The sequence below is a fragment of the Kitasatospora sp. NPDC101235 genome (genome assembly GCF_044767505.1).
GTDB lineage: Bacteria > Actinomycetota > Actinomycetes > Streptomycetales > Streptomycetaceae > Kitasatospora.
On the sequence record NZ_JBIWNZ010000004.1, the window covers coordinates 353811 to 376169 of the forward strand.

General features: G+C 72.7%; 17 protein-coding genes. 8 read left to right on the forward strand and 9 right to left on the reverse strand.

Annotation, left to right across the window (positions count from 1 at the left end):
• Positions 1-39: 39 nt before the first annotated feature.
• From ACIRRH_RS10400 to ACIRRH_RS10410, 3 genes are all read right to left on the reverse strand, one after another.
• Entirely contained in the window at positions 40-1239 is a 1200-nt protein-coding gene (locus tag ACIRRH_RS10400; RefSeq protein ID WP_403064588.1) for an NAD(P)/FAD-dependent oxidoreductase, read from the reverse strand.
• Complete coding sequence (locus ACIRRH_RS10405) at positions 1236-1433, reverse strand: ferredoxin (protein ID WP_403064591.1); 198 nt, start codon at positions 1431-1433, stop codon at positions 1236-1238. Before ACIRRH_RS10405 ends, ACIRRH_RS10400 begins: the two co-directional genes overlap by 4 nt.
• 94 nt (positions 1434-1527) lie before the next feature.
• The gene (locus ACIRRH_RS10410; protein ID WP_403064594.1) at positions 1528-2727 is read right to left on the reverse strand and encodes a cytochrome P450; all 1200 of its coding nucleotides are present in this window, start codon (positions 2725-2727) and stop codon (positions 1528-1530) included.
• A gap of 186 nt (positions 2728-2913) precedes the next feature.
• Between ACIRRH_RS10410 and ACIRRH_RS10415 the strand changes: the two genes are divergently transcribed.
• Together ACIRRH_RS10415 and ACIRRH_RS10420 are read left to right on the forward strand one after the other, a co-directional pair.
• On the forward strand, positions 2914-3504 hold the full coding sequence (locus tag ACIRRH_RS10415) for a MarR family winged helix-turn-helix transcriptional regulator (RefSeq protein ID WP_403064597.1): 591 nt from the start codon (positions 2914-2916) through the stop codon (positions 3502-3504).
• 31 nt (positions 3505-3535) lie between these two features.
• Positions 3536-5038 (forward strand): PTS transporter subunit EIIC, encoded by a 1503-nt coding sequence (locus ACIRRH_RS10420; protein ID WP_403064600.1) that lies wholly within the window; start codon positions 3536-3538, stop codon positions 5036-5038.
• Between the two features lie 52 nt (positions 5039-5090).
• Here the strand turns inward: ACIRRH_RS10420 and ACIRRH_RS10425 are convergent, their stop codons facing one another.
• Entirely contained in the window at positions 5091-6140 is a 1050-nt protein-coding gene (locus tag ACIRRH_RS10425; RefSeq protein ID WP_403064603.1) for a 2Fe-2S iron-sulfur cluster-binding protein, read from the reverse strand.
• A complete protein-coding gene (gene hcp, locus ACIRRH_RS10430; RefSeq protein ID WP_403064606.1) occupies positions 6137-7807 on the reverse strand; it encodes a hydroxylamine reductase in 1671 nt (556 codons plus the stop codon). Before hcp ends, ACIRRH_RS10425 begins: the two co-directional genes overlap by 4 nt.
• Before the next feature lie 236 nt (positions 7808-8043).
• Here hcp and ACIRRH_RS10435 point away from each other — a divergent pair, with 236 nt between their 5' ends.
• The 4 genes from ACIRRH_RS10435 (at position 8044) to ACIRRH_RS10450 (ending at position 15182) form a co-directional block, all read left to right on the forward strand.
• The gene (locus ACIRRH_RS10435) at positions 8044-8400 is read left to right on the forward strand and encodes an ArsR/SmtB family transcription factor (protein ID WP_403064609.1); all 357 of its coding nucleotides are present in this window, start codon (positions 8044-8046) and stop codon (positions 8398-8400) included.
• A gap of 126 nt (positions 8401-8526) precedes the next feature.
• Positions 8527-9792 carry an MFS transporter gene (locus ACIRRH_RS10440; protein WP_403064612.1) on the forward strand — a complete coding sequence of 422 codons (1266 nt, stop codon included), beginning with the start codon at positions 8527-8529 and terminating at the stop codon, positions 9790-9792.
• Positions 9793-9879: 87 nt separating this feature from the next.
• Positions 9880-10917, forward strand: coding sequence for a cation diffusion facilitator family transporter (locus ACIRRH_RS10445; protein ID WP_403064615.1), 1038 nt, complete (start codon positions 9880-9882; stop codon positions 10915-10917).
• Positions 10918-11363: 446 nt separating this feature from the next.
• A complete protein-coding gene (locus ACIRRH_RS10450; protein ID WP_403064618.1) occupies positions 11364-15182 on the forward strand; it encodes a hypothetical protein in 3819 nt (1272 codons plus the stop codon).
• 408 nt (positions 15183-15590) lie between these two features.
• On the opposite strand, the gene ACIRRH_RS10455 is transcribed toward ACIRRH_RS10450, so the two are convergent.
• Positions 15591-15878, reverse strand: a complete 288-nt coding sequence (locus ACIRRH_RS10455; RefSeq protein ID WP_403064621.1) for a hypothetical protein — start codon at positions 15876-15878, stop codon at positions 15591-15593.
• On the opposite strand from ACIRRH_RS10455, the gene ACIRRH_RS10460 reads away from it, so the two are divergent.
• Positions 15865-18045 carry a collagenase gene (locus tag ACIRRH_RS10460; RefSeq protein ID WP_403064624.1) on the forward strand — a complete coding sequence of 727 codons (2181 nt, stop codon included), beginning with the start codon at positions 15865-15867 and terminating at the stop codon, positions 18043-18045. The genes ACIRRH_RS10455 and ACIRRH_RS10460 overlap by 14 nt on opposite strands.
• A gap of 156 nt (positions 18046-18201) precedes the next feature.
• Here ACIRRH_RS10460 and ACIRRH_RS10465 read toward each other — a convergent pair whose 3' ends face one another.
• Complete coding sequence (locus tag ACIRRH_RS10465; RefSeq protein WP_403064627.1) at positions 18202-18696, reverse strand: universal stress protein; 495 nt, start codon at positions 18694-18696, stop codon at positions 18202-18204.
• A gap of 273 nt (positions 18697-18969) precedes the next feature.
• Between ACIRRH_RS10465 and ACIRRH_RS10470 the strand changes: the two genes are divergently transcribed.
• Positions 18970-19953, forward strand: coding sequence for a CapA family protein (locus tag ACIRRH_RS10470; RefSeq protein WP_403064630.1), 984 nt, complete (start codon positions 18970-18972; stop codon positions 19951-19953).
• A gap of 52 nt (positions 19954-20005) precedes the next feature.
• Here ACIRRH_RS10470 and ACIRRH_RS10475 read toward each other — a convergent pair whose 3' ends face one another.
• The gene (locus ACIRRH_RS10475) at positions 20006-21130 is read right to left on the reverse strand and encodes a site-2 protease family protein (RefSeq protein WP_403064633.1); all 1125 of its coding nucleotides are present in this window, start codon (positions 21128-21130) and stop codon (positions 20006-20008) included.
• 291 nt (positions 21131-21421) lie between these two features.
• Positions 21422-22099, reverse strand: coding sequence for a GAP family protein (locus ACIRRH_RS10480; protein ID WP_403064636.1), 678 nt, complete (start codon positions 22097-22099; stop codon positions 21422-21424).
• Positions 22100-22359: the final 260 nt, after the last annotated feature.

The following is a 22359-nucleotide window of genomic DNA, read 5'->3' on the forward strand; positions in this document are numbered from 1 at the left end:
CGGCGGGCGGCAGCGGCGGGCGAACCGTACGAGGGGGTCTCAGGCCGGCTCGGGCGGCCACGGGCCGTGCGCGGCGACCTGGGCTCGCAGCCCGCGAAGCGCCCGGGCGGAGGCGATCCCCACCGCACCGGCGACCAGGCCGTCCCGGACGCAGACGGCGGCGAAGCGGTGCTCCTCCAGGCTGCCGTCGACCACGTCGAACCGCTCCGCGCCGCCGGGCCGGCCGAACACCTGCACCCGCAGCCCGTACTGGTCGGTCCACAGGTACGGGACCGGCCGGTAGGCCTGCCGGGCGCCGTCCGGCCCGGCCAGCAGGTTCCGGGCGGCGTGCACGGCCTGCTCGGTGGCGTTGGTGCGCTGTTCGAGGCGCCGGTGCCGGCCGGTGCGCGGGTCGGGCCAGGCCGCGGCGTCCCCGGCCGCCCAGACACCAGGACCGGCGGCGCAGTAGGCGTCGCAGACCACACCGCCGTCCAGCGGGACGCCGCTGCCGGCCAGCCACTCGGTGGCGGGCTCGGACCCGACGGCCATCAGCACGGCGTCGGCCGCCAGTTCGGAGCCGTCGGCCAGCCGGACGCCGGCGGCCCGGCCGCGCTGTTCGAGCAGCCCCGTGGCCAGGCCCCGGTGGAGCCGCACCCCGTGTTCGCGGTGCAGGCCGGCCAGCAACGCGGCCGTTTCGGTGCCCAGGACGGCGGCCAGCGGCGTGGCGGTGGAGGTCAGCCAGGTCACCTCGGCGCCGAGCCCGACGGCGGTGGCCGCGGCCTCGGCGCCGAGCAGCCCGCCGCCGACCACCAACAGCCGTACGCCCGCGCGTAGTTCATCGCGCAGGGCGAGGGCGTCGGCGAGGGTGCGCAGCACGTGCGCCCCGGGCCGCGGCGCCTCGGCGCCGGGAAGCCGGCGCGGGCGGACGCCGGTGGCCACGATGACGGCCTCGCTGCGCACCCGCCGGCCGTCGGAGAGGTGTACGGTCCGCTCCCGGCGGTCCAGCCGCCCGGCCCGGACTCCCAGGCGCAGGTCGAGCCGGAGCTCGTCCAGCGCCTCGGGGCCGCGCAGGGCCAGGTGGTCGGCCTGCCACTGCCCGCCGAGCAACTGCTTGGACAGCGGCGGCCGGTCGTACGGCGGCTCCGGTTCGGCCCCGATCAGGGTGAGGCGGCCGTCGTAGCCGGCCCGGCGCAGCGCCTCGGCGGCGTGCAGCCCGGCCGCGCCGGCGCCGACCACGGCCACCTCCCGCAGTGCGGTCACACCTGGTCCAGACGGATCGCCGCGGCCGGGCAGACCGCGGCGGCGTCCCGGACGGCCCGGTGGAGCTCGGCGGGCGGTTCGGCGTCGAGCAGGACGACGATGCCGTCCTCGTCGCGCTGGTCGAACACGTCGGGGGCGGCGAGCACACAGTGCCCGGCGCCGCAGCACTTCTCCTGGTCTATCCGGACGAGCATGGTCTTCCTTTCGGAACACGCGCCCTGGCGGCCGTGAACTCCGGCGCAGGGCAGGCGGGTGGGTACGGTCGTGGCGGCTCGCGGGGGAGCCGGGTCACCAGGCGATCGGCAGCTCGTGGACGCCGTAGACGAGCATCTCGCCGCGGAAGCGGATCTCCTCGAACGGTACGGCCAGGCGCAGTTCGGGCAGCCGCCGCAGGATGCTGGTCAGCGCGATCTGCAGCTCCAGCCGGGCCAGCGGCTGTCCCAAGCACTGGTGGCTGCCGAAACCGAAGGCCAGGTGCCGGCGCGCGTCGCGGGTCAGGTCGAGCTCGTCGCCGTCCGGGAACTCCTGCTCGTCCCGGTTGGCGGTGTTGACCATGCAGATGACGCCCTCGCCCGCCCGGATGCGGACGCCGGCCAGGTCGACGTCCTCGGTGGCCACCCGGGTGAGGCCGGAGTGCACGATGGTCAGGTAGCGCAGCAGTTCCTCGACCGCGCCGGGCACGGACTCGGGGTGCCTGCGCAGGTGGTCGAGCTGGTCGGGGTTGCGCAGCAGCGCGAGCACGGAGAGCGCGGTCATGTTCGCCGTGGTCTCGTGTCCGGCCACCAGCAGCAGCCGGCCCATCGCCCCGATCTCCTCGGTGCTCAGCTCGCCGCGCGCCACCAGGCGGCTGAGGATGTCGTCGTCGGGGCGGATGCGCTTGGCCTCGGTGAGCCCGACCAGGTAGTCGACCAGCTTGGCCTGGGCGGCGTCGACCTCCTCGGCGGTGGAGGAGCGGCGCAGCAGGACGCGGCTGCACTCCTGGAAGAATCCGTGGTCCTGGTAGGGGACGCCGAGCAGCAGGCAGATGACCACCGACGGCAGCGGCAGGGCGAACTCGCGGACCAGGTCGGCGCTGGAGCGTCCGACGGTCATCCGGTCCAGCAGGTCGTCGGCGATCCGCTGGATCTCGGGGCGCAGCGCCTCGACCTTCCTGATCATGAACTCGCCGGTGAGCATCCGGCGGAAGTGGGCGTGCTCCGGATCGTCCATCCGGATGAAGGTGGGCTGACCGGCGTTCAGCTGCCGGGCGCCCGCGCTGATGAACGGGAAGCCGGGCCGGGTGGAGTCGGAGCTGAAGCGGGCGTCGGAGAGGACCGCCTTGATGTCCTCGTGCCGGGTGACCAGCCAGCTGGTGGAGCCGTCCCACAGGGAGACGCGGCTGACCGGCTCCTCCTGCCGGGCCTGCCCGTAGGCGGGCGGCGGGGCGAACGGGCAGGTGCCGCGGGCGGCAGGGTGGGTGAAGCGCGGGGTCTTCTCGGCGGCGGCCATCAGTGAATCCCCTTCTCGGAGTTGAACCAGGCCTATTTACGTGCCCAAAGCAACTAACTGACCGTCACGCTAGCTCGCGTTCCGTGGCGGCAAAAGGGGCGGATCGGGTGACAGTCGAATCTGTCCGAAATCCGGTACGGCCACCCACCCCGGCCGCCGTCCGTACCGGATCGCTACAGTTCCCCCATGTCGGACGACGAAGACGCCGAAGACGATCGGACCACCGCCTGCGAGCTGGACGGCCTGGAGGCCGTACTGGCCACGCTGGCCTACCTGCTGACGCGCTCACAGGAGCACGAACGCCGCACCGCCCGGGCCGGTGTCACCGCCGCCCGCTCGGACGTCTACCTCCTGCGCGCACTCGCCGAGGGCGCGGGGGCCAGCCGGGTGAGCGACCTGGCCGACCGCCTGATGGTCAAGCCCTCCCACGTCACCCGGCAGATCGACCGCCTCCAGGGCCAGCAGCTGGTGGAACGCAGCCAGGACGCGCTGGACCGGCGGGCCCGTCAGGTGGCCATCACCGCCGACGGGCGGGAGCTGCTCGACCGCCTGAAACAGGCCAACATCGCCGGACTCGCGAGTGCGCTGGACGGCGTCCCCGAGCCGGACGTCACCGCCACCGTCAGTGTGCTGCGCCACCTGATCGACCGGTACGTGCACCGGGTACGCACCACCATGCTGTCCGAGGACGACCCGCTCCCGCACCGGGCGGACGGTGCCGACGGTGCCGCGAGCGCGAAGGCCCGCCTCAACACTGCCGTACACGACGGCGGTTGAGCCCCGGGAGCACCCGGGTACGTCCCCCGGCATGTCGGACGAGAAGAACCACGCCGTGGCCGAGGCGATCCTCCCGCTGGTCGGTGGCGCCGCCAACATCCGCTCGGTCGCCCACTGCATGACCCGGCTGCGGCTGGGCCTGGCGGACCGCTCCCTGGTCGACACCGAGGCGCTCCGGGCGCTGCCGGCGGTCCTGGGCACGGTCGAGGACGACACCTACCAGATCGTGCTCGGGCCCGCTGCCGTCGCCGGGGTCACCGCGCAGCTGCGCCGCCTCCTGGAATCCCCCGGCGCACCGGCCGCAGCGGCGGGGGAGGACGGGGCGGACGGACGGGAAGGGACGGGCGGTCGGGCCGAACCGCAGGCCGCCCCCACCGCCGGGGACCTCGCCGGGCGCGGCGATCGCATCCGGGCGCAGGCCCGGGCACGCAACGCGACCCCGGTGAAACTCGCACTGCGCCGGATCGCCGACATCTTCGTCCCGCTGATCCCCGCGCTGATCGGGTGCGGCATCGTCGCCGGCCTCTCCGGGGCGCTCGCCAACCTCGGCTGGGCGCCGGCCCTGGTCACCGCCCTGGGCCCGGTCTCCTCCGGGTTCATGTCCCTGATCGCCGTCTTCGTCGGCTACAACACGGCGAAGGAGTTCGGCGGCACACCCGTGCTCGGCGGGGCCGTGGCCAGTGTGATCGTCTACGCGGGGGTCGCCAAGGTGGAGGCGTTCGGCCACCACCTCACCCCTGGACAGGGCGGTGTGGTCGGCGCGCTCCTCGCCGCCCTGCTGGCGGTCCACCTGGAGCGCTGGACCCGTCGGCTGCTGCCCGCCGCCCTGGACGTCCTGGTCACCCCCACGGTCACCGTCCTGCTCGGCGGGCTGGCCGCGCTGTTCGGCCTGATGTTCGTCGCCGGGGAGATCTCCACCGCCATCGGTCACGCCGCCACCTGGCTGCTCGCCCATGGCGGCCTGTTCGCCGGACTCGTACTCGGCGGGCTCTTCCTGCCGCTGGTGACGCTCGGCCTGCACCAGGCGCTCATCCCGATCCACACCACCCTGATCCAGCAGCAGGGTTCCACCGTGCTGCTGCCGATCCTCGCGATGGCCGGCGCCGGGCAGGTCGGCTGCGCCGTGGCCGTCTACCTGAGGCTGCGCCACAACGCCTCCATCCGGGCCACCATCAGGTCCGCGCTCCCGGCCGGCCTGCTCGGTGTCGGCGAGCCGCTGGTCTACGGCGTCACCCTGCCACTGGGGCGCCCCTTCGTCACCGCCTGCATCGGCGGCGCCGCCGGCGGTGCTTTCGTCGGGGTGGCCGGCCAGCTCGGCAGCGCCGTGGGCTCCACCGCCATCGGCCCCTCCGGCTGGGCCCTCTTCCCGCTCCTGGCCGGCCCGCAGGGACTCCTCGCGAGCGCAGCCGTCTACGGTGGCGGGCTGCTGACCGGCTACCTCGCGGGCTTCCTGGCCACCTACTTCTTCGGCTTCACCCGCGAGACCCTCGCCGAGTACAACGCCCCCGCCGCCCCGGCCGGGAGCCCGGGGTAGCCGCGGGCCGCCGCCGACGACGTGCTCGGCGGCGGCCCGCGGTCCGGGCCGGTCAGGTCGCCAGGAAGCGTTCCCGGTGCACCTGCTCGGGCGGCACCCCGCCCAGCGCGGCGGTGTGCAGAACGGCGTCGACCATGGGCGGCGGCCCGCAGACGTACAGGTCCGGTGCGGCGTCGCCGAGGTCGGGCAGGGCGGCGGCCAGCAGGTCCGCCGGGGTGCCGGTCGGCCCGGACCAGCCGGGGCCGGGCTTCCAGACGCAGACCTCGTACCGGAAGCCCGGCAACTCGGCGGCCAAGGCGGCGAGTTCGTCCAGCCCGAAGACGTCCCTCGGCTCGTTGACGCCGAGGAACAGCCGGGCGGGCTGCGGATCCTGCCACTCGGCCATCCGGCGGACCATCGCCAGCAACGGGGCCAGGCCGGTGCCGCCGGCCACGAACCAGCGCGGGCGCAGGCCGGTCTCGTGCAGGCCGAAGGCGCCCTGCGGGCCGTGCACGGTGAGCCGGTCGCCCGGGCGGGCCCGGCCGGCGAGGTAGGAGGAGAAGTGCCCGCCCTCCCGCAGCCGGACGTAGAACTCCAGCCGGCCCTCCCAGTTGCCGGTGTTGGCGAGGGAGTACGCGCGCTTGAGCTCGCCGCCGGGAGCTTGGAGCTCCATGAACTGGCCCGGGTCGAACTGGCAGTCCGGGTCGTCGAGGCGCAGCTCCAGCCGCACGGTGTCCGGCGTCACCGGGTCCACCGCGGTGACGGTGCCCTCGCGCACCGGGATGCCGCCGTACAGGATGCGTGACTGCTCGTACGGCAGTGCGGCCGTCAGCGGCCCGCAGGGGAAGGTGCGGCAGAGCAGCACCTCGCCGCGCTCGCGCTCGCCCGGTGGGAGCGCCTGCTCGCTGTGCGGGCCGAGTTCGTACGGTCCGTCGGTGACCGAGACGTGGCAGGAGCCGCAGGTGCCCTGGCGGCAGGAGGCCGGCAGGGCGGCGCCGGCCTCCGCCGCGGCCTCCAGGACGCTGCGGCCGGGGGCGCAGGCGAACTCCAGTCGGCCGCCGTCGCTGGTGGTGAGGGCGACCGGGTGCGATCCGGCCGCGTCCACCAGGTTGTCCGTGCTCACGACGCCGTCTGTTCGAGCGCGGCGGCCAGGTCGGCCGTCGGGTCGCCGGTCACCCGCAGGTCGAACCGCTTCACGAGCTCGTCGACCAGGGCGGGGGTCAGGAAGCCGGGCAGCGAGGGGCCGAGGTGGATGTTGCGGATGCCCAGCGCGAGCAGGGTGAGCAGCACCGCGACGGCCTTCTGCTCGGTCCAGGACAGCGCCAGGGTGAGCGGCAGGTCGTTGACCTCGCACTCGAAGGCGTCGGCCAGCGCGGTGGCGATCCGGATGGCGGAGTAGGTGTCGTTGCACTGGCCGAGGTCCAGCAGTCGGGGGAGGCCCGCGATCTCGCCGAAGTCGTGCCGGTTGAAGCGGTACTTGGCACAGCCGAGGGTGAGCACCACGCTGTCCCGGGGCGCGCCGAGGGCGAAGTCGGTGTAGTAGTCGCGTCCGGGGGTGGGGCCGTCGCAGCCGCCGATCAGGAAGAAGTGGCGGATGGCGCCCTGCCGCACCGCGTGGACCACCTGGTCGGCGACCGCGAGCACGGCGTCCCGGCCGAAGCCGACGGTGACGGCCTCCTCCTCGGCCGCGGTCTCCGGGAACCCCGGCAGGGCCTGGGCGGCCTGGATCAGCGGGCGGAAGTCGTGGTCGGCGAGGTGCCGGACGCCGGGCCAGCCGACCGGTCCGGCGGTGAAGATCCGGCGGCGGTAGCTGACGTGCGGCTCGATGATGCAGTTGGAGGTCATCAGGATCGGGCCGGGGAAGGCCGCGAACTCCTGCTGCTGGTCCTGCCAGGCACCGCCGTAGTTGCCGACCAGGTGCGGGTGGGCCTTGAGCAGCGGGTAGGCGTGGGCGGGGAGCATCTCGCCGTGGGTGTAGACGTTGATGCCCAGGTCCCTGGTCTGCACCAGTACGGCTTCCAGGTCCCGCAGGTCGTGGCCGCTGACCAGGATCGCCTTTCCGGCGACGGGGGTGGTGCGTACGGAGGTGGGCTGCTGGGGTCCGTAGGTGCCGGTGTTGGCGGCGTCGAGCAGTTCGATCGCCGCGAGGTTCAGCCGGCCGAGACCGACGGCGCGCTCCAGCAGCTCGGCGGCGTCGGTCGGCTCGCCGGCCAGGTAGGCGAAGGCCTCCTCGACGCCACCGAGGACTTCGGGGCTGCGGCGGCCGAGCACGTCGGCGTGGTGGGCGTAGGCGCAGATGCCCTTGAGCGCGTAGAGGTGGAGCGAGCGGAGCCCGACCACCTCCGGCCCCACCAGGGCGAGCCCGGCGTCCACCCGCACGCCGGACGCCTGGCCCACCAGCGTGGCCGGGTCCGCCGCGGGGGCCCAGGCGGCCGGCCCGGTGAGCGTCTCCGGCTCCTGCCCGGCGGCGCGCGCGGCCCGCTCGTACCGGTCCCGGGCGCGGTTGCGGACGCCCACGGCCAGCTGGATCAGCGCGGCGAAGCGGGTGGGGTTGAAGTTGACGTTGGTGAGCGTGGTGAAGACCGCGTACAGGACGAAGGCCGCCGCCTCGTCGTCCGGGTCGCCGAGCGCGCGCGCCTTCGCGGCGTACTGGGAGATGCCCTTGACCGCGTGGATCAGCACGTCCTGGAGGTCCGAAGTGGGGGAATCCTTGCCGCAGTTGCCGATCGGACCGGCGCAGCCGGGGGTGGCGCCGGTGCGGTCGGTCTGTTCGCACTGGAAGCAGAACATGCGGGGCCTCCGGGGACTCGTGGTGTCGTTCGGGCGAGGCGGCGGGACGGGCCTCGACGAGTCCAGGATGGGACCGCCGCTGATGGCGCATCAGGGCCGGAGGGCCCCAATCCGGGGCCGGGAGACCCAGCCGGCCCGCGTCCGTTGTGCCCGGTGCCGCTGCCGAGGCCCGTACGCCATCGGCCCCGGCCCCGCCCGACAACGCTCCGGACCGCCCGGGGCCCTACGATGTCGCCATGAGCGGGAGCCTTCAGGTATCAGGTGCGCACCATGCGCAGGAGCACCGGGACGACGAGCGGCTGGAGGCCGCGGCCGGCATCCTGGCGCTGCTCGCGGACCGCACCCGGCTCGCCCTGCTCCAGCGCCTGAGCGCCGGTGAGGCCGACGTGACCACGCTCACCGAGGCGGCCGGAGCGCCCCGGACGTCGGTCAGCCAGCACCTCGGCAAGCTCCGGCTGGCCGGCCTGGTCACGACCCGCAAGGACGGCCGGCGCGTGGTGTACGCGCTGCGCCACGGGCACCTGCGCCGGCTGGTCGACGAGGCGCTGAGCGTCGCCGACCACCAGATCGGCGGGCTCGCGCCGCACGACTGACCCGACTCCTGCGGCCCGTGCCCTCCGGGGTGCGAGCCGCTTTCTCGTCAACATGTGCACGCATGTGCACGTGTTGACCTATCCTGGCCGTGCCGTCCTGCCGCGCCCAGTCGAGCGGGGTCCTCCATGCTGTCCGTGCTGCGCAACCGCACCTGTCTGCACCTGTTCGCCGCCCAGATCGTCGCTCTGGTGGGCACCGGCCTCGCCACGGTGGCGCTCGGCCTCCTCGCGTACGACCTCGCCGGGGCGGACGCCGGATCGGTGCTCGGCACCGCGCTGGCGATCAAGATGCTCGCGTACGTCGGCATCGCCCCGGTGGTCACCGCGCTGGCCCACCGCATCCCGCGGCGACGCCTGATGGCCGCCTCCGACCTCACCCGGGCCGCCGTTGCCCTCACCCTGCCCTTCGTCACCGAGGTGTGGCAGGTATACGTCCTGATCTTCGTCCTGCAGTCCGCCTCGGCGGCCTTCACCCCGGCCTTCCAGTCGGTGATCCCCGAGGTGCTGCCCGAGGAGCGCGCCTACACCCGCGCCCTGTCGCTGTCCCGGCTCGCCTACGACACCGAGAGCCTGGTCAGTCCGGTGCTCGCGGCGGCGCTGCTGGCTCTGATCAGCTACCACTGGCTGTTCTGGGGCACCGCCGCCGGGTTCCTCGCCTCCGCCGCCCTGGTGGTCTCCGCCGTCCTTCCCAAACCGATCCGGAGGGAGCGGGCGGAGGCTGACGGCGGCGTCCTCGCCAGGTCCGTCCGCGGCGCCCGGCTGTTCCTCGCCGTGCCCCGGCTGCGCGCGATGCTCGCCCTGGACCTCGCGGCGGCCGCCGCCGGTGCCATGGTGATCGTCAACACCGTCGTCTACGTCCGCGACCAGCTCGGTCGCCCCGCCGCGGACGTGCCGGTCGCACTCGGCGCCTACGGGGCCGGGTCGATGGCCGTGGCGCTGCTGCTGCCCCGGGTGCTGGACCGGACACCGGACCGGAGCGTCATGCTCCCGGCGGCGTTCGGCATCGTCGGACTCTTCGCCCTGCTCGCCGCGGTCACGGCCGCCGGGACGGGCGCATGGCGCTGGCCCGTCCTGCTCACCGTCTGGGCCGCCTTCGGCGCGGTCGGCTCGCTGATCCTCACCCCCACCGGCCGCGTCCTGCGCGACTCGGTGGCCGAGGAGGACCTCCCCGCCGTCTTCGCCGCCCAGTTCTCCCTCTCCCACGGCTGCTGGCTGCTCACCTACCCCCTGGCCGGCTGGCTCGGCGCAACCCTGGGCCTCACCGAGGCCTCCGCCGCGCTCGGCGTCGTCACGTCGGCCGCCGGTGTGCTGGCCGCCCGCGCCTGGCGCCGGGTGCCCGCCGAGCCGGCACCGGTGGCGAGCCGGGGGCGGGGCGCCGCCGTTCCCGGCTGACCGGGCGGGCACCGGTGCGCGGGTGCGGGCCCGCGCACACACTGGAAGACGGAACACCGGCCGACCCCGAGAAGGGGCGAACGCACCGTGGACGAGCACCACCACGCGCACGAGGGACGCGGCCCCCGCCGGTCCCGGTTGCGGCACGACCTCGCCCACCTCTTCATCCCGCACGGCCACGGGGCCATGGACAAGGTCGACAGCGCGATGGAGGCCTCCCGCGCGGGCATGCGCACCCTGGGGCAGTCCCTCGCCGTCCTCGGCGTCACCACCGCCGTCCAGGCCGTGATCGTGGTCCTGTCCGGATCGGTCGCCCTGCTCGGCGACACCATCCACAACGCCGCCGACGCGCTCACCGCCGTTCCGCTCGGCCTCGCCCTCCTACTCGGCCGACGCCCTGCCAACCGCCGCTACACCTACGGCTACGGGCGCGCCGAGGACCTCGCCGGCATCGCCATCGTCCTCACCATCGCCGCCTCCTCCGTGCTCACCGCCTACGAGGCCGTCGACCGCCTGGTGAACCCCCGCGGAATCGGCCACCTGTGGGCCGTCGCCCTGGCCGCCCTCGCGGGCTTCGCCGGCAACGAGTGGGTGGCCCGCCTGCGGATCGTCACCGGCCGGCGGATCGGCTCGGCGGCACTGGTCGCCGACGGCCTGCACGCCCGCACCGACGGCTTCACCTCGCTCGCCGTCCTGCTCGGCGCCGGCGGCGTGGCCCTCGGCTGGCAGGCCGCCGACCCGGTCGTCGGCCTGTTCATCACCGCCGCGATCCTGCTCGTGCTCAAGGATGCCGCCCGCGAGGTCTACCGGCGGCTCATGGACGCCGTCGACCCCGCCCAGATCGACGCCGCCGAACACGCGCTGCGCCACGTCGAGGGCGTGCGCGGCGTCGGGGACGTCCGGATGCGCTGGATCGGTCACAGCCTGCGGGCCGAGGCCGACATCGTCGTCGACCCGCGGCTCACCGTCGTCCAGGCCCACGCCATCGCCGTCGCAGCCGAGCACAGCCTGATCCACGCCGTCCCCAGGCTCACCGCCGCCACCGTGCACACCGACCACAGCACCGCCCCGGGCGCCGACGACCCGCACGCCGACCTCGCCCACCACCGGCGCGCGGCCCGCTGACCGCCCCGGCGTTCCCGGGCCGCCGCGCGCCCGCCGGGCGCCGCGCACGTCCGGTCCTGCTCGAACCCCGGCAGCTCCCCAGCGGAATGCGATCATCTCGGCGAGGTCCTCGGGACCGTCGGCGCCGCCCAGCAGCGCTTTCGGGGGCTCGCGATGTCCGCAGCAGATCTCGGGCGGGTGCGTCAATCGCCGGGTCCGCCGGAGTGCTCCTGAGGTGCCGGGGAGTGAATCTGAGCTATGCAGGACAAATCGGACGGATAGTCAGAACATCATCAGAGCGCACTGCGCTCGCCCGGCATTCCCTTTCCCCGCCATCCCCTCGGCACGTGGGCGCAGGACCGAAAGGACGTCTGATGAAGCGCTGTCCGCCCACACCTCCCTCCCGGGGTCCGAGTCATGACGGGTGTTCCGCCCGACGACCACCGGGCCGGGCCGTCAGCCTGGCGGTGGCCTTCGCCGCGGCCGTCGCGTCGCTCGCCCTTCCGGCCCAGGCCGCCGCCCACACCACCGCGCTCGCCGACCGGTCCGCCGCGGCACACCCGGCGGACCGTCAGGGCGCCGGGAAGGGAGCCGGGCAGAGCGGCGGGAAGGGCGGACGCCAGGTCCGGCAGCAGCCGGTGACGCTGGAGAAGACCGGCACCGACCTCGCCACCGGCAGCACGACCACCGCCGCGCAGGGCGACACCATCCGCTGGGTGGTCTCCGCCACCAACCCGGACAGCACACCGGTCTCCACCACCATCACCGACGCGATCCAGGGCGGCCCGGGCAGCACCCCCCAGACCCAGGCCTACGTGCCCGGCTCGCTCCAGGTGCCGCCGGGCTTCAGCAAGCAGTGGTCCACCGACGGGGGTGCCACCTTCTCCACCACCGACCCGGGCGCGGCCACCAATGTCGTCCAGGCGAGCAACCCGAAGCTCTCCGCGCCCGCGACCGGCCAGTTGGTCCAGATCCCGCCGCCGCTCACCCCGGTCAACACCGCCACCGGCGGTGACGGCTTCATCCCCATCCTCTACACCGCCACGATCAACGGCGTCTCCACGCCCGAGGCCTGGAACATCTACCACCACGGGGCGGCGAGCCCGGCCAGTGTGGTCTGTACCGACCTGTTGACCAACGGCCCCTGTCCGACCCCGACCGGCGCGCCCGCCACCTGGCCGCAGCCGCTGAACTCATCGATTCCCGACGGGACCATCGGGGACCTCGGCAGCACCCGTACCCCGACCTACGTGCAGTCCGGCTCCAAGCTGTACTACGCGGCCGTCAGCCGGACCGTCCCCCGGCTCATCGGCGTCGGCTGCATCGACCTCCAGGCCCAGGCCAGCTGCGGTTTCACCCCCCTCCAGGAGGGCGACGGCACGGTCATCGGCGGTGTGGTCGAGGCGCCCAGCGGGCTGATCTACGCGGTCTCCGGCACCGGGGAGATCCTCTGCTACGACCGCACCACCAACGCGTCCTGCGGCACCTTCAACATCGGTCTGCCCGTCAACGAGGGCCAGGGCGGCTTCCCCGGTGACTACGCCGGCACGATGACGGTCATCAACGGCAAGGTCTACGTCACCGACAACCAGCAGGCCCCCAAACCCTCGGTGATGTCCTGCTTCGACCCGTCGACCAACGCCGCCTGCACCGGCTGGTCCACCCCCAAGGTCGTGGTCACCCCCACGAGCAGCGGGCCCGCCCGGGTCGACAACGTCTTCGCGATGCACGACTCCTCGGGCGCGGCCACCGGCGTCTGCACCGTGGTCGGCGGCGTCTACCAGCAGGTCAACCCGGCGATGGGCACCCCCGTCTGCTTCGACTTCGCGGGCAACCCGATCGCGGCGCCTCCCGGGCTCCAGGCCCTGGTCAGCACCAACGTCGGCCCCGGCGAGGCCAACTACCACAACCCGCTGACCATCACCGCGCCCAACGGGCACCTGGAGACCGAGTTCCCGTTCTGGCTCTACCAGGGCACCACGCCGACCCTGAGCAGCTCCGAGTTCTGCTACGACTGGACCATCCAGGGCCCGTGCACCCAGTACGGCACCAACGGCGTCGTCAACGGCCCGCCCAACGTGAACGGCGGCTACACCAGCCCGTACGGCTTCGCCTACGACGGCCAGTGCAAGTACAGCCTCGGCGACATCGGGTTCCTGTTCTCCCTCGACCCGATCACCGGCGCCTCGCCCTGCCTCAAGGCCAGGGCCCAGAGCACCATCAATCCGGTGGCGTACTACTGCGACGGGGCGACCGGACACGTGAAGTCCTACGGAACCGTCAGCCTCTTCGACATCGACCCGACGACCGTCAACTTCGCCCAGTCCACGGTGACCGTGCTGGCGGCCGACGGCACCACCATCGGCACCTTCCCGTTCAACCCGGCCACCGGGACGGCGGACATCTCCTCGGTCCCGGTCGGTGACGCACCCATCCAGGTGATCGGCAACATCGACCTCGTCAACGGGTCGTCGTTCACCCCGGAGAACCAGCCGCTGATGCAGGTCACCTTCGTCGGCGACGCCCCGCAGATCTGCTTCGAGACCACGGTGGCCACGGACTGCTCCGTCACCTCCGTCTCCGACCAGGCCTCCGCCGTCACCAACGGCGGCGCTCCCGTCACCTCCAACACCGTCACCTTCCGGGTGACCCCGGGCCCGGGGTGCACGCCGAAGCTGACGATCAACAAGGAGGTCTGCACCTCTGGCAACGCTGCCGACTGCGCTGATGGCGGTCCGGGTCCGTGGGCGAAGAATGCGACGCTCGCGCCCGGTGCCACAGCGTACTGGCGGATCACGGTGACCAACACGGGCACGGTTCCGGTCACGGGGATCACGTTGGCGGACAGTGTGTCGCCGTCGTGTGTGACGGCTGCGGGGACGTTCGACCTCGCGGCGGGTGCCTCGCATCAGGTGTTCTGTGATCTGGCGAACGTCACGCGGCACACGGTGAACTCGGTGACGGCGTCGTTCCCCGGTCCGGGCGGGCAGCCGATCACCACGCCTCCGTCGGAGGCGACGGTGGATGTGACTCCGCCGGTCGTTCCCTCGCTGAGCATCAACAAGGAGGTCTGTACCTCTGCCAACGCTGCCGACTGCGCTGACGGTGGTCCGGGTCCGTGGGCGAAGAGCGCCACGGTGACGTCGGGCAGCACGGCGTACTGGCGGATCACGGTGACCAACACGGGCACGGTTCCGGTCACGGGGATCGCGTTGGCGGACAGTGTGTCGCCGTCGTGCGTGACGGCTGCGGGGACGTTCGACCTCGCGGTGGGTGCTTCGCGTCAGGTGTTCTGCAACCTGGCGAACGTCACCCAGCGCACGGTGAACTCGGTGACGGCGTCCTTCCCGGTGCCGGGTGGCCGGCCGATCACAACGCCCCCGTCCGAGGCCACCGTTGTGGTCAATCGGCCCGGTGTTCCCTCGCTGGACATCAACAAGGAGGTCTGCCAGTCCGACAAGTCCGGCAACTGCGGTCAGGGCGGTTCCGGTCCATGGGGCAAGGAGGTGACGCTGCACAAGGGCGGCGCCTCCGAGGAGCCCTGCGACCCCGACAAGTGCCAGGCGTTCTGGCGGATCACGGTGACCAACACCGGCACGACGGACATCAGCGGGATCACGCTGGACGATCCGCAGGAGGCCGCCTGCGTGGCGGCAGCCGGGACCTTCAAGCTGGCGGCTGGGCAGACCAAGACGTTCTACTGCTCAAGCCTGATCAGTAAGGACACCACCAACACGGTGACCGCGTCCTTCCCCGGCCCGGACGGAAAGCCGATCACCACGCCGCCGTCGTCCGCGGTCGCCCGGTGCACGCCGCCGTGCGAGAAGGACAAGTGCCACGAGCACAAGCCCGGCCACGACGGTGGCCACGAGAACGGCAACGGCAATGGGCATGGCGCCGGTAACGGTGGCGGTAACGGCCACGGGCATGGCAATGGCAACGGGCCTGGCAACGGCAACGGCCACGGCCACGGGAACAGCTCCGATAGCGGTAGCGGCCACGGGCACGGCAACGGGCCTGGCAACGGCAACGGCAACGGGCATAGCTCCGATAGCAGCAACGGCCACGGGCACGGCAACGGCAGCGGGCCTGGCAACGGCAACAACAGCGGTGACGGGCACCAGCAGCCCGGCCGGCACCCCGATCACAGTGGTGGCGGGCTGCCGGACACCGGATCGACCGTGCTGCCGTACTCCCTGGTCGGTGGTGCCCTGGCGGCGCTCGGTGCTCTGCTGACCCTGTTCGTCAGGGTGCGCCGGCGCAGGATCCACCGGATGAGCGAGTGAGCACGCTCTGACGGGTTCGGACAGTGAAGGGAAGTGAACAGTGGGCGGCCCGGGAACGGCTTCGTTCCCGGGCCGCCCACTGTTCGCGGCGCCGGGCGCACCGCTGTGGTGGTGACGATGGTGCGGGGCGGGCTGCCGGATCTCGGGAAGACGAATTCGAGACGCGTGACATGTCACACCCTATTGATGGCTGTGCCGGCCGTATGAGACGGTGCGTCACGCACTCCGGATGCCTCCACGTCTTCCCCACATCCGTGGTGCGTTCATGTGCGCTTCCCCCACAAAGGAATAGACGATGCGTCCGCTCTCACGCATGCCCAGACTGCTGGCCGCAGTCGCCGCGGCAGGCACCGTCCTGCTCGGCATATCCGCCGGACCGAGCCAGGCAGCCCCAGCCCCAGCCCCCGCTCAGGCCGTCCCCGCGCCGGCCGCTTCGAGCCCGCACCAGCCGTCCGGCGGTCCGCTGTCGGTGACCGGCAGTACCACCACGGACTCCGAGAACCCCGGCGCGCCCCAGGCCCGTCGGCTCACGGCCGCCGAACTGCCGCCGTTCAGCCCGCCCAGCCAGCCGGATTCCACCGGTGCGGCCTCGCCCATGGCGGCGCCCCGCACCCTGACGGCGGCCCCGGCCGCCACCGCGTCCTGCTTGCCTGCCGACTTCAGTGGCCGGACCGGGGCGGCATTGGTCTCCTTCATCACGGCCTCGGCGCCCGAGTGCATCGGCAGACTCTTCTATGCCGGCGGCAGCGCGGACGCCACCGCGGTGTTCCGGCAGAGCCAGATGGCCACCGTGGCCGACGCCTTCCGGAACGCCGCTGCCACGTACCCGGGTGACAACTCCACCGGTGTCTGGCAGTTGGTCCTGTTCCTGCGTGCCGGTTACTACGTGCAGTCCAACGACCCCACACACGTGCCTCCGTTCGGCGCCTCGCTCACCGACGCCGTGACGCGCGGCATCGACGCCTTCGTGGCCGGCCTGCACTTCGCGGATGCCACGGACGCCAGCGCTCCGGTCACGGCCGACGTCATCCTCCTCTCCGACAGCGCCAACCTGCAGGGCCGTTACCTGAAGGCGTACCAGCAGGTGCTGAACGGTTACAACAGCTCGTACGACGCCTCCAAGAACCTGCTCAACCTGGTCAACAGCGTCTTCAACGTGCTGGACCGGGGCCACCAGAACCCCGCATACGGCGCGGCCGTCGTCGCGGACCCGAGCATCCTCGACACCCTCGACGCCTTCACCCGCAACCACCTCGACCTGATGGGCACCGACCGCGGGTACCTGGAGGCCAACGCCGGTATCGAGCTGTCCCGCCACATCGAGTACCCGGCCCTCCAGGGCAAGGTCCGCCCGCTGACCAAGGGGCTGCTCGACGCCTCGTCGATGACCGGCCCGACCGCCCGGCTGTGGGTCGGCGTCGCCAACGTGGCCGACTACTTCGACCAGGGGCAGTGCTCCTACTACGGCGTCTGCGACCTGAAGCAGCGGCTGACCAAGGCCGTGCTGCCGATGAGGCAGACCTGCAACGCCACCCTCACCATCCTGGCCCAGGACCTCACCGCGGCCGAACTCGCCGCCGTCTGCGCCAACCTCAAGGGCGAGGACGCGTACTTCCACAACCTCGTCCGTGACAACGGCCCCATCCCCGGCCAGTACGAGTCCTCCGTGCAGGTCGTGGTCTTCGCCAGCCAGGCCGACTACCAGACCTACGCCGGCGCGATCTACGGTGCGAACACCAACAACGGCGGCATCACCCTGACCGGGACCCCGACCGACCCGGCCAACCAGCCCGTCTCGATCATGTACCGGCACCCGAACGACAACGGCTTCACCGCCCGGATCTGGAACCTCAACCACGAGTACGCCCACGTCCTGGACGCCCGCTACGACATGAAGGGCGACTTCTACCAGCAGACCAGCGTCCCCGACCTGTGGTGGATCGAGGGCTTCGCCGAGTACGTCTCCTACACCTACCGCGGCGCCACCGACCTCAATGCGGTCGCCCAGGCGCCCAAGCACACCTACACGCTCAGCACCCTGTTCCAGAGCACCTACCTCAACAGCGACGTCGTCCGCACCTACCACTGGGGCTACCTGGGCGCCCGCTACATGATCGAGCGCTTCCCGGGCGTCGTCCAGACCATGCTCTACTACTTCCGCACCGGCGACTACGCCCGCGGCTACGCCTACTACAACTCCATCGGCACCAGCTACGACGCCAACTTCACCAGCTGGCTCGACACGTGCGCCACCGACACCTGCCTGGCCGCGGGCACCCCGAAGGCGGCCTTCGACACCACGGTGCGTGACCTGAACGTCCAGCTGACGGACCGTTCCACCGAGACCGACGGCAAGGGCAGCATCACCGCCTGGGCCTGGAACTTCGGCGACGGCACCACCGGCACCGCGGCCTCCCCGTCGAAGTCCTACCGCACTCCCGGCACCTACACCGTCACGCTGACCGTCACCGACAGCTACGGCAAGACCGCCACCGCGACCAAGCCCGTCACCGTCACCGCCGCCGCCGCGCCCGCGGCCTGCACCAACGCCGACACCCGGGCGATGGACTACAACTGCTACCGCACCGACCGCTCCGCCGCCGCCGGAAGCTCGGACCTGATGTACATCTACATGCCGGCCGGAACCACCACCCTGACCGTCTCCACCACCGGCGGCACCGGCACCGCCTACCTCTACTACAACCCCGACAGCTGGGCCTCCAACACTTCCTACACCGCCTCCTCCACCACCAACGGCACGACCCAGAGCCTCACCGTCACCAACACGACGGCCGGCTACCGCTTCATCAGCCTCTACGGCAAGACCGCCTTCAGCGGCGTCACCATCACGACCCGGTACTGACCGGCGCCGCGTCCGTCGATGCCCTGGCCGGAGTGACCCGTGTCCTGGCCGGAAGCACGCACCGTGTACCTCGTGAGCCATCCCGTCCTGGACGGTTCGGGTCTGCACGGTCTGCCCTCCTCCGGGAGATCCGCCGGTTCACGAGCGCACGGGGGTTCACCCGGTTGCGGCCCCGGGCTCGGGCGGTACGACGACGACGGGGAGGTGGGCGTGGTGGACGAGCTCGGTGCTGGTCGAGCCGAGTGCGAGTCGGCCCCAGCGGCCGGCGCCGCGGGTGCCCACCACGAGCAGGCAGGCGTCCTCGCTCTCTTCCAGGAGGACCCGGGCGGGTCGGCCGTGCTCACAGCGCACCTCGACCTCCACGTACGGCTCGCCCACCTGCTGTCGCAGTTCCTCGACCAAGTCCGTCACCTCGCGGGCGACGGCGTCGTGCAGGTGCGGCGCAGGCCCGCCGCTCGGGCGGTTCCAGCCCGTCATGGCCCTGTCCGGCGGATCGGCGTGTCGGCCGCCGAAGGCACAGACGGCCCGCACGCCGACCCCTCGCAGCTGTGCCTCGCGAAGAGCGAAGAGCACAGCCCTGCGGGCGGGCTCCGAGCCGTCCGTACCGACGACGATCGGACCGGCGGGACCTGACGCGGGAGAGTGGTTCACGGGGACCTCCAGGAGGTGAGGCCCGGCAGCGGGCTGCCGGGCTCAGCGGATCCGGTGGATTCCGCGGACCCGGGGAGGCGCGGACACCGGTGCGTCCGCTGCATTCATGATCCTCCGGCAACGGCGCGGCGGCATGTCCGTCCTCGCCCCGTGAACCGCCGCACACGGTTGCGTCCCGGGAAGGAGGTTGCCCGCGACGGAGTACGGGCCGAGTCTGGAGGGGCGAGGCGCGTTCCGCGCTCCGGGACTCACGAATCGAGGAGGCCGCGGACGATGACGCTCACGGTGGCGCTGGCCGGCGACACGATGCTCGGGCGTGGGGTCGCCGAGGAACTGCGGCGCTCGCCGACACCGGGGACGCTGTTCTCCCCGGAGGTGCGGAAGGCACTGGCGGCGGCCGACCTCGTCGTGCTCAACCTGGAGTGCTGCGTCTCCGGCCGCGGGGAGCGGTGGCCGGACCCGGACAAGCCGTTCTTCTTCCGCGCCCCGCCGTCGGCCGCCGCCGTCCTCGCGGAACTGGGGGTGGACTGCGTGACACTGGCCAACAACCACGCCCTGGACTACGGCTTCGAGGCCCTCGCCGATTCCTGCGACCTGCTGGAGCAAGCCGGCGTCCGCGCGGTCGGCGCGGGGCGGGACGTGTCGGCGGCGCGGGACTTCGCCGTGCTGGAGGCCTGCGGGGCGCGGCTGGCGGTGGTCGGGGTCACCGACCATCCGAAGGAATACGCGGCCGGGCCGGGGCGTCCCGGAGTGGCCTGGGCCGACCTGTGGACGGGTGTGCCCGGCTGGCTGACCGCCCTGGTGGCCCGGGCCGCGCGGGAGGCCGACGCCGTGCTGGTCACCCCGCACTGGGGCCCCAACATGACGCCCGGGCCGCCGTCGCACGTGCGCGCGGCGGCCCCACGGCTGCTGGCCGCCGGGGCGACGCTGGTCGCCGGACACTCCGCCCACGTCTTCCACGGCGTCGCCGACCGCGTCCTGTACGACCTGGGCGACTTCATCGACGACTACGCGGTCGACCCGGTGCTGCGCAACGACCTCGGGCTGCTCTTCCTGGTGACGCTGGACGGGCCGGACGGTGCGAACCTGGCGCCGGTCCGACTGGAGGCACTGCCGCTGGCCCTGGAGTTCTGCCACACCCGCTTCGCTCGTGGCGAGGAGTGGGAGTGGATCCGCGAGCGGTTCGCCACCGCTTGCGCCGAGTTCGGCACCGAGGTGGGCGAACGGGACGGGCGGCTGACGGTCGACTGGAGCTGAGGGCGGCGGTGGCGGTCACGCTCGGCCGGCCGGCCGGACGGCGTGGTCGGGCTCAGCGTCCGCGCGTGGCCCTCGGCTGCCGGGCGCGGGCGATCCGGTCGAGATCCTCCGTGGTGACCACGCCGACGACCCGGCCGTCGTCCAGGACGAGGATCGGCGGCGGGGCGCTCGCGCGGTCCAGAACCTCGACGAGGTCGTCCCCGGGCGCGGCGACCAGGCACGCCGACAGCGGGGTGGCCAGGTCGCGGGCCCGCAGCTGGGCCCGGCGCGCGGGCGGGAGGGCCGCGAGCCGGCGCAGGTCGAGCAGGCCGCTCGGACGACCGGCGACATCGACCAGGGGGACCACCGGGAGCCCGGCATGGGCGGCGGGTTCGGCGAGGAAGCGGTCCAGGGTGAACCAGTCGGGCCCGGTGGTGACCGGCGACGTCATGACCTGGCCGATCCGGGTGCCGCGCAGGGCCGCCACCAGCACGGCGCGGCGGACCTCTGCCTGGGCGGACGACCAGATGAAGAACCCGACGAGCAGGAGCCAGATCCCGGATCCGCTGCCCCGGAGGAACTCGAACCAGCCGACGGCACAGAGCAGCAGGCCGCCCGCCTGGCCGGCCCGTCCGGCGACGCGTTCGGCCTGTTCCTGGTCGCCCCGGCGCCACCAGACCACCGATTGCAGGAGCCGTCCGCCGTCCAGGGGAGCGGCGGGCAGCAGGTTGAACACCCCGAGCAGCAGGTTGGCCCAGGCGGTCCACAGCAGCACCGCGGCCGGCAGCTCCCAGTGGAGGGCGCGTTCGGCGCCGAGTCCGGCGCCCAGGAAGACGCCGCCGAGGACCAGGCTGGTGAGCGGCCCGATCCCGGCGACGGCGAACTGGCGGCCGGGGCTCGGAGCCCGGCCCATCCGGGTGACGCCGCCCAACGCGAAGACCGTCATGTCGTCCACCCGGATCCCGGCCCGCCGCGCGGTGACGGCGTGGGCCGTCTCGTGCAGGAGCAGGCTCACGGTGAGCAGCAGCGCCCCGACCAGGCCGGCGAGGCCGTAGGTGGTGCCGGAGCGGCCGGGAACCAACGCGGGGAGGGTCTGCCCGGCGAGACTGATGCCGAAGAAGAGGACCAGGACGGGGGCGCTCCAGTGGATCCGCAGCGGTATGCCGAGGATCCTCCCCAGCGATGCGGACCCGCGCATCCCGACACCTCCTCCGGGTCGCTGCCGGCCGGTCCCGTGCTCTGCCCGCGCGGCCGGGCCGGAGCCGCCTCGTCCCGGGTGTGGCGACGGGGGCTCCGCGGTCCTCGTCGTCATCGAGGTGCCGGTCGCTGCTTCCATCGTGCGCTCAGGGGGACCGTCCGTCATGGTCCGATGGGCCCACTCCGCGCCGGCGATGAAACCTTTGCCGATGGGCCGGTCGTTCGGGCCCCGTCGGCTCCCGGTCGGGTGGACGAGGCCGGTCCGTTCCACCGGCTCGGAGCGCACGGCCTGTCAGGAGACGAGGACGGCGATGCCGTCTCCGAGCAGCTTCAGCCCGAGAACGAAGAACAGGACGGCCATCACGGCGACGTTGTGCTGGGCTGCCCACTCCTTCCAGCCGCCGAGCACGGTCTTGGCCCGCTCCCCGCCGAGGAGAAAGACCGCCAGCGGGGCCAGCAGGCCGAGGGTGGCGATCACGACGAAGATCGCCAACGATGCGATCTGCTGCCCGACCGGCAGTCCTGCTGAGCCGATCGTGGCGCCCGCGGCGATGGTCAGCGGTGCGTTCTTGGCGTTGAGCGCGGAGAAGGCCAGTCCGAGTGCGAAAACCTTGACCGGCGCGAGGCGGTCGATCGCGCCCATCCACTTCGGCAGCTGGGCCTGCGAGGGATCCCTCGGGCGTCGGCGCCACTGCCGGGCACCGAAGAGGACGAGGAACACGCCCAGAGCGAGCTTGAGCGCTCCCACCCAGGTAGCCGGGTGCTCGTGGGCGGAGGCGCCTGCCGGGGAAGCGATCGCCAGCATCACCGCGCCCAGTGCCGCGAGTCCGAGGATCCAGCCGACGGTGAAGAGGACACCGTTGAGACGTCCTCGGGGCGTGGCGAGTATGAGGATGACGGCGATGACCGGGAGCGGACTGATGGCGACGGCCGCCGCGAAACCCAGCACGTCACCGAGAACTGCGCCCATGGTTGCCTCCGGATGGCGATCCGGTGGAACGGGCTCAGGGGAAGCGGGTGATCCGACCGTCCGTGCGATGCAACGGGTTGTTCTGTGATCGGCTGCGCCGTTGTCCTCACGGCTGTGCGGAAGCGGCCGCCCGGAATGGCGACGGCGGCACACTCGGCACGTCCCACCGCTTCCATCGTCCTGCGCCTGGCCGGATCTGTCCTCGGGAGCTTCTCGGAACGTCATCGCCCCTGGCGGAGGCAACGTGAAGTGATCGGATG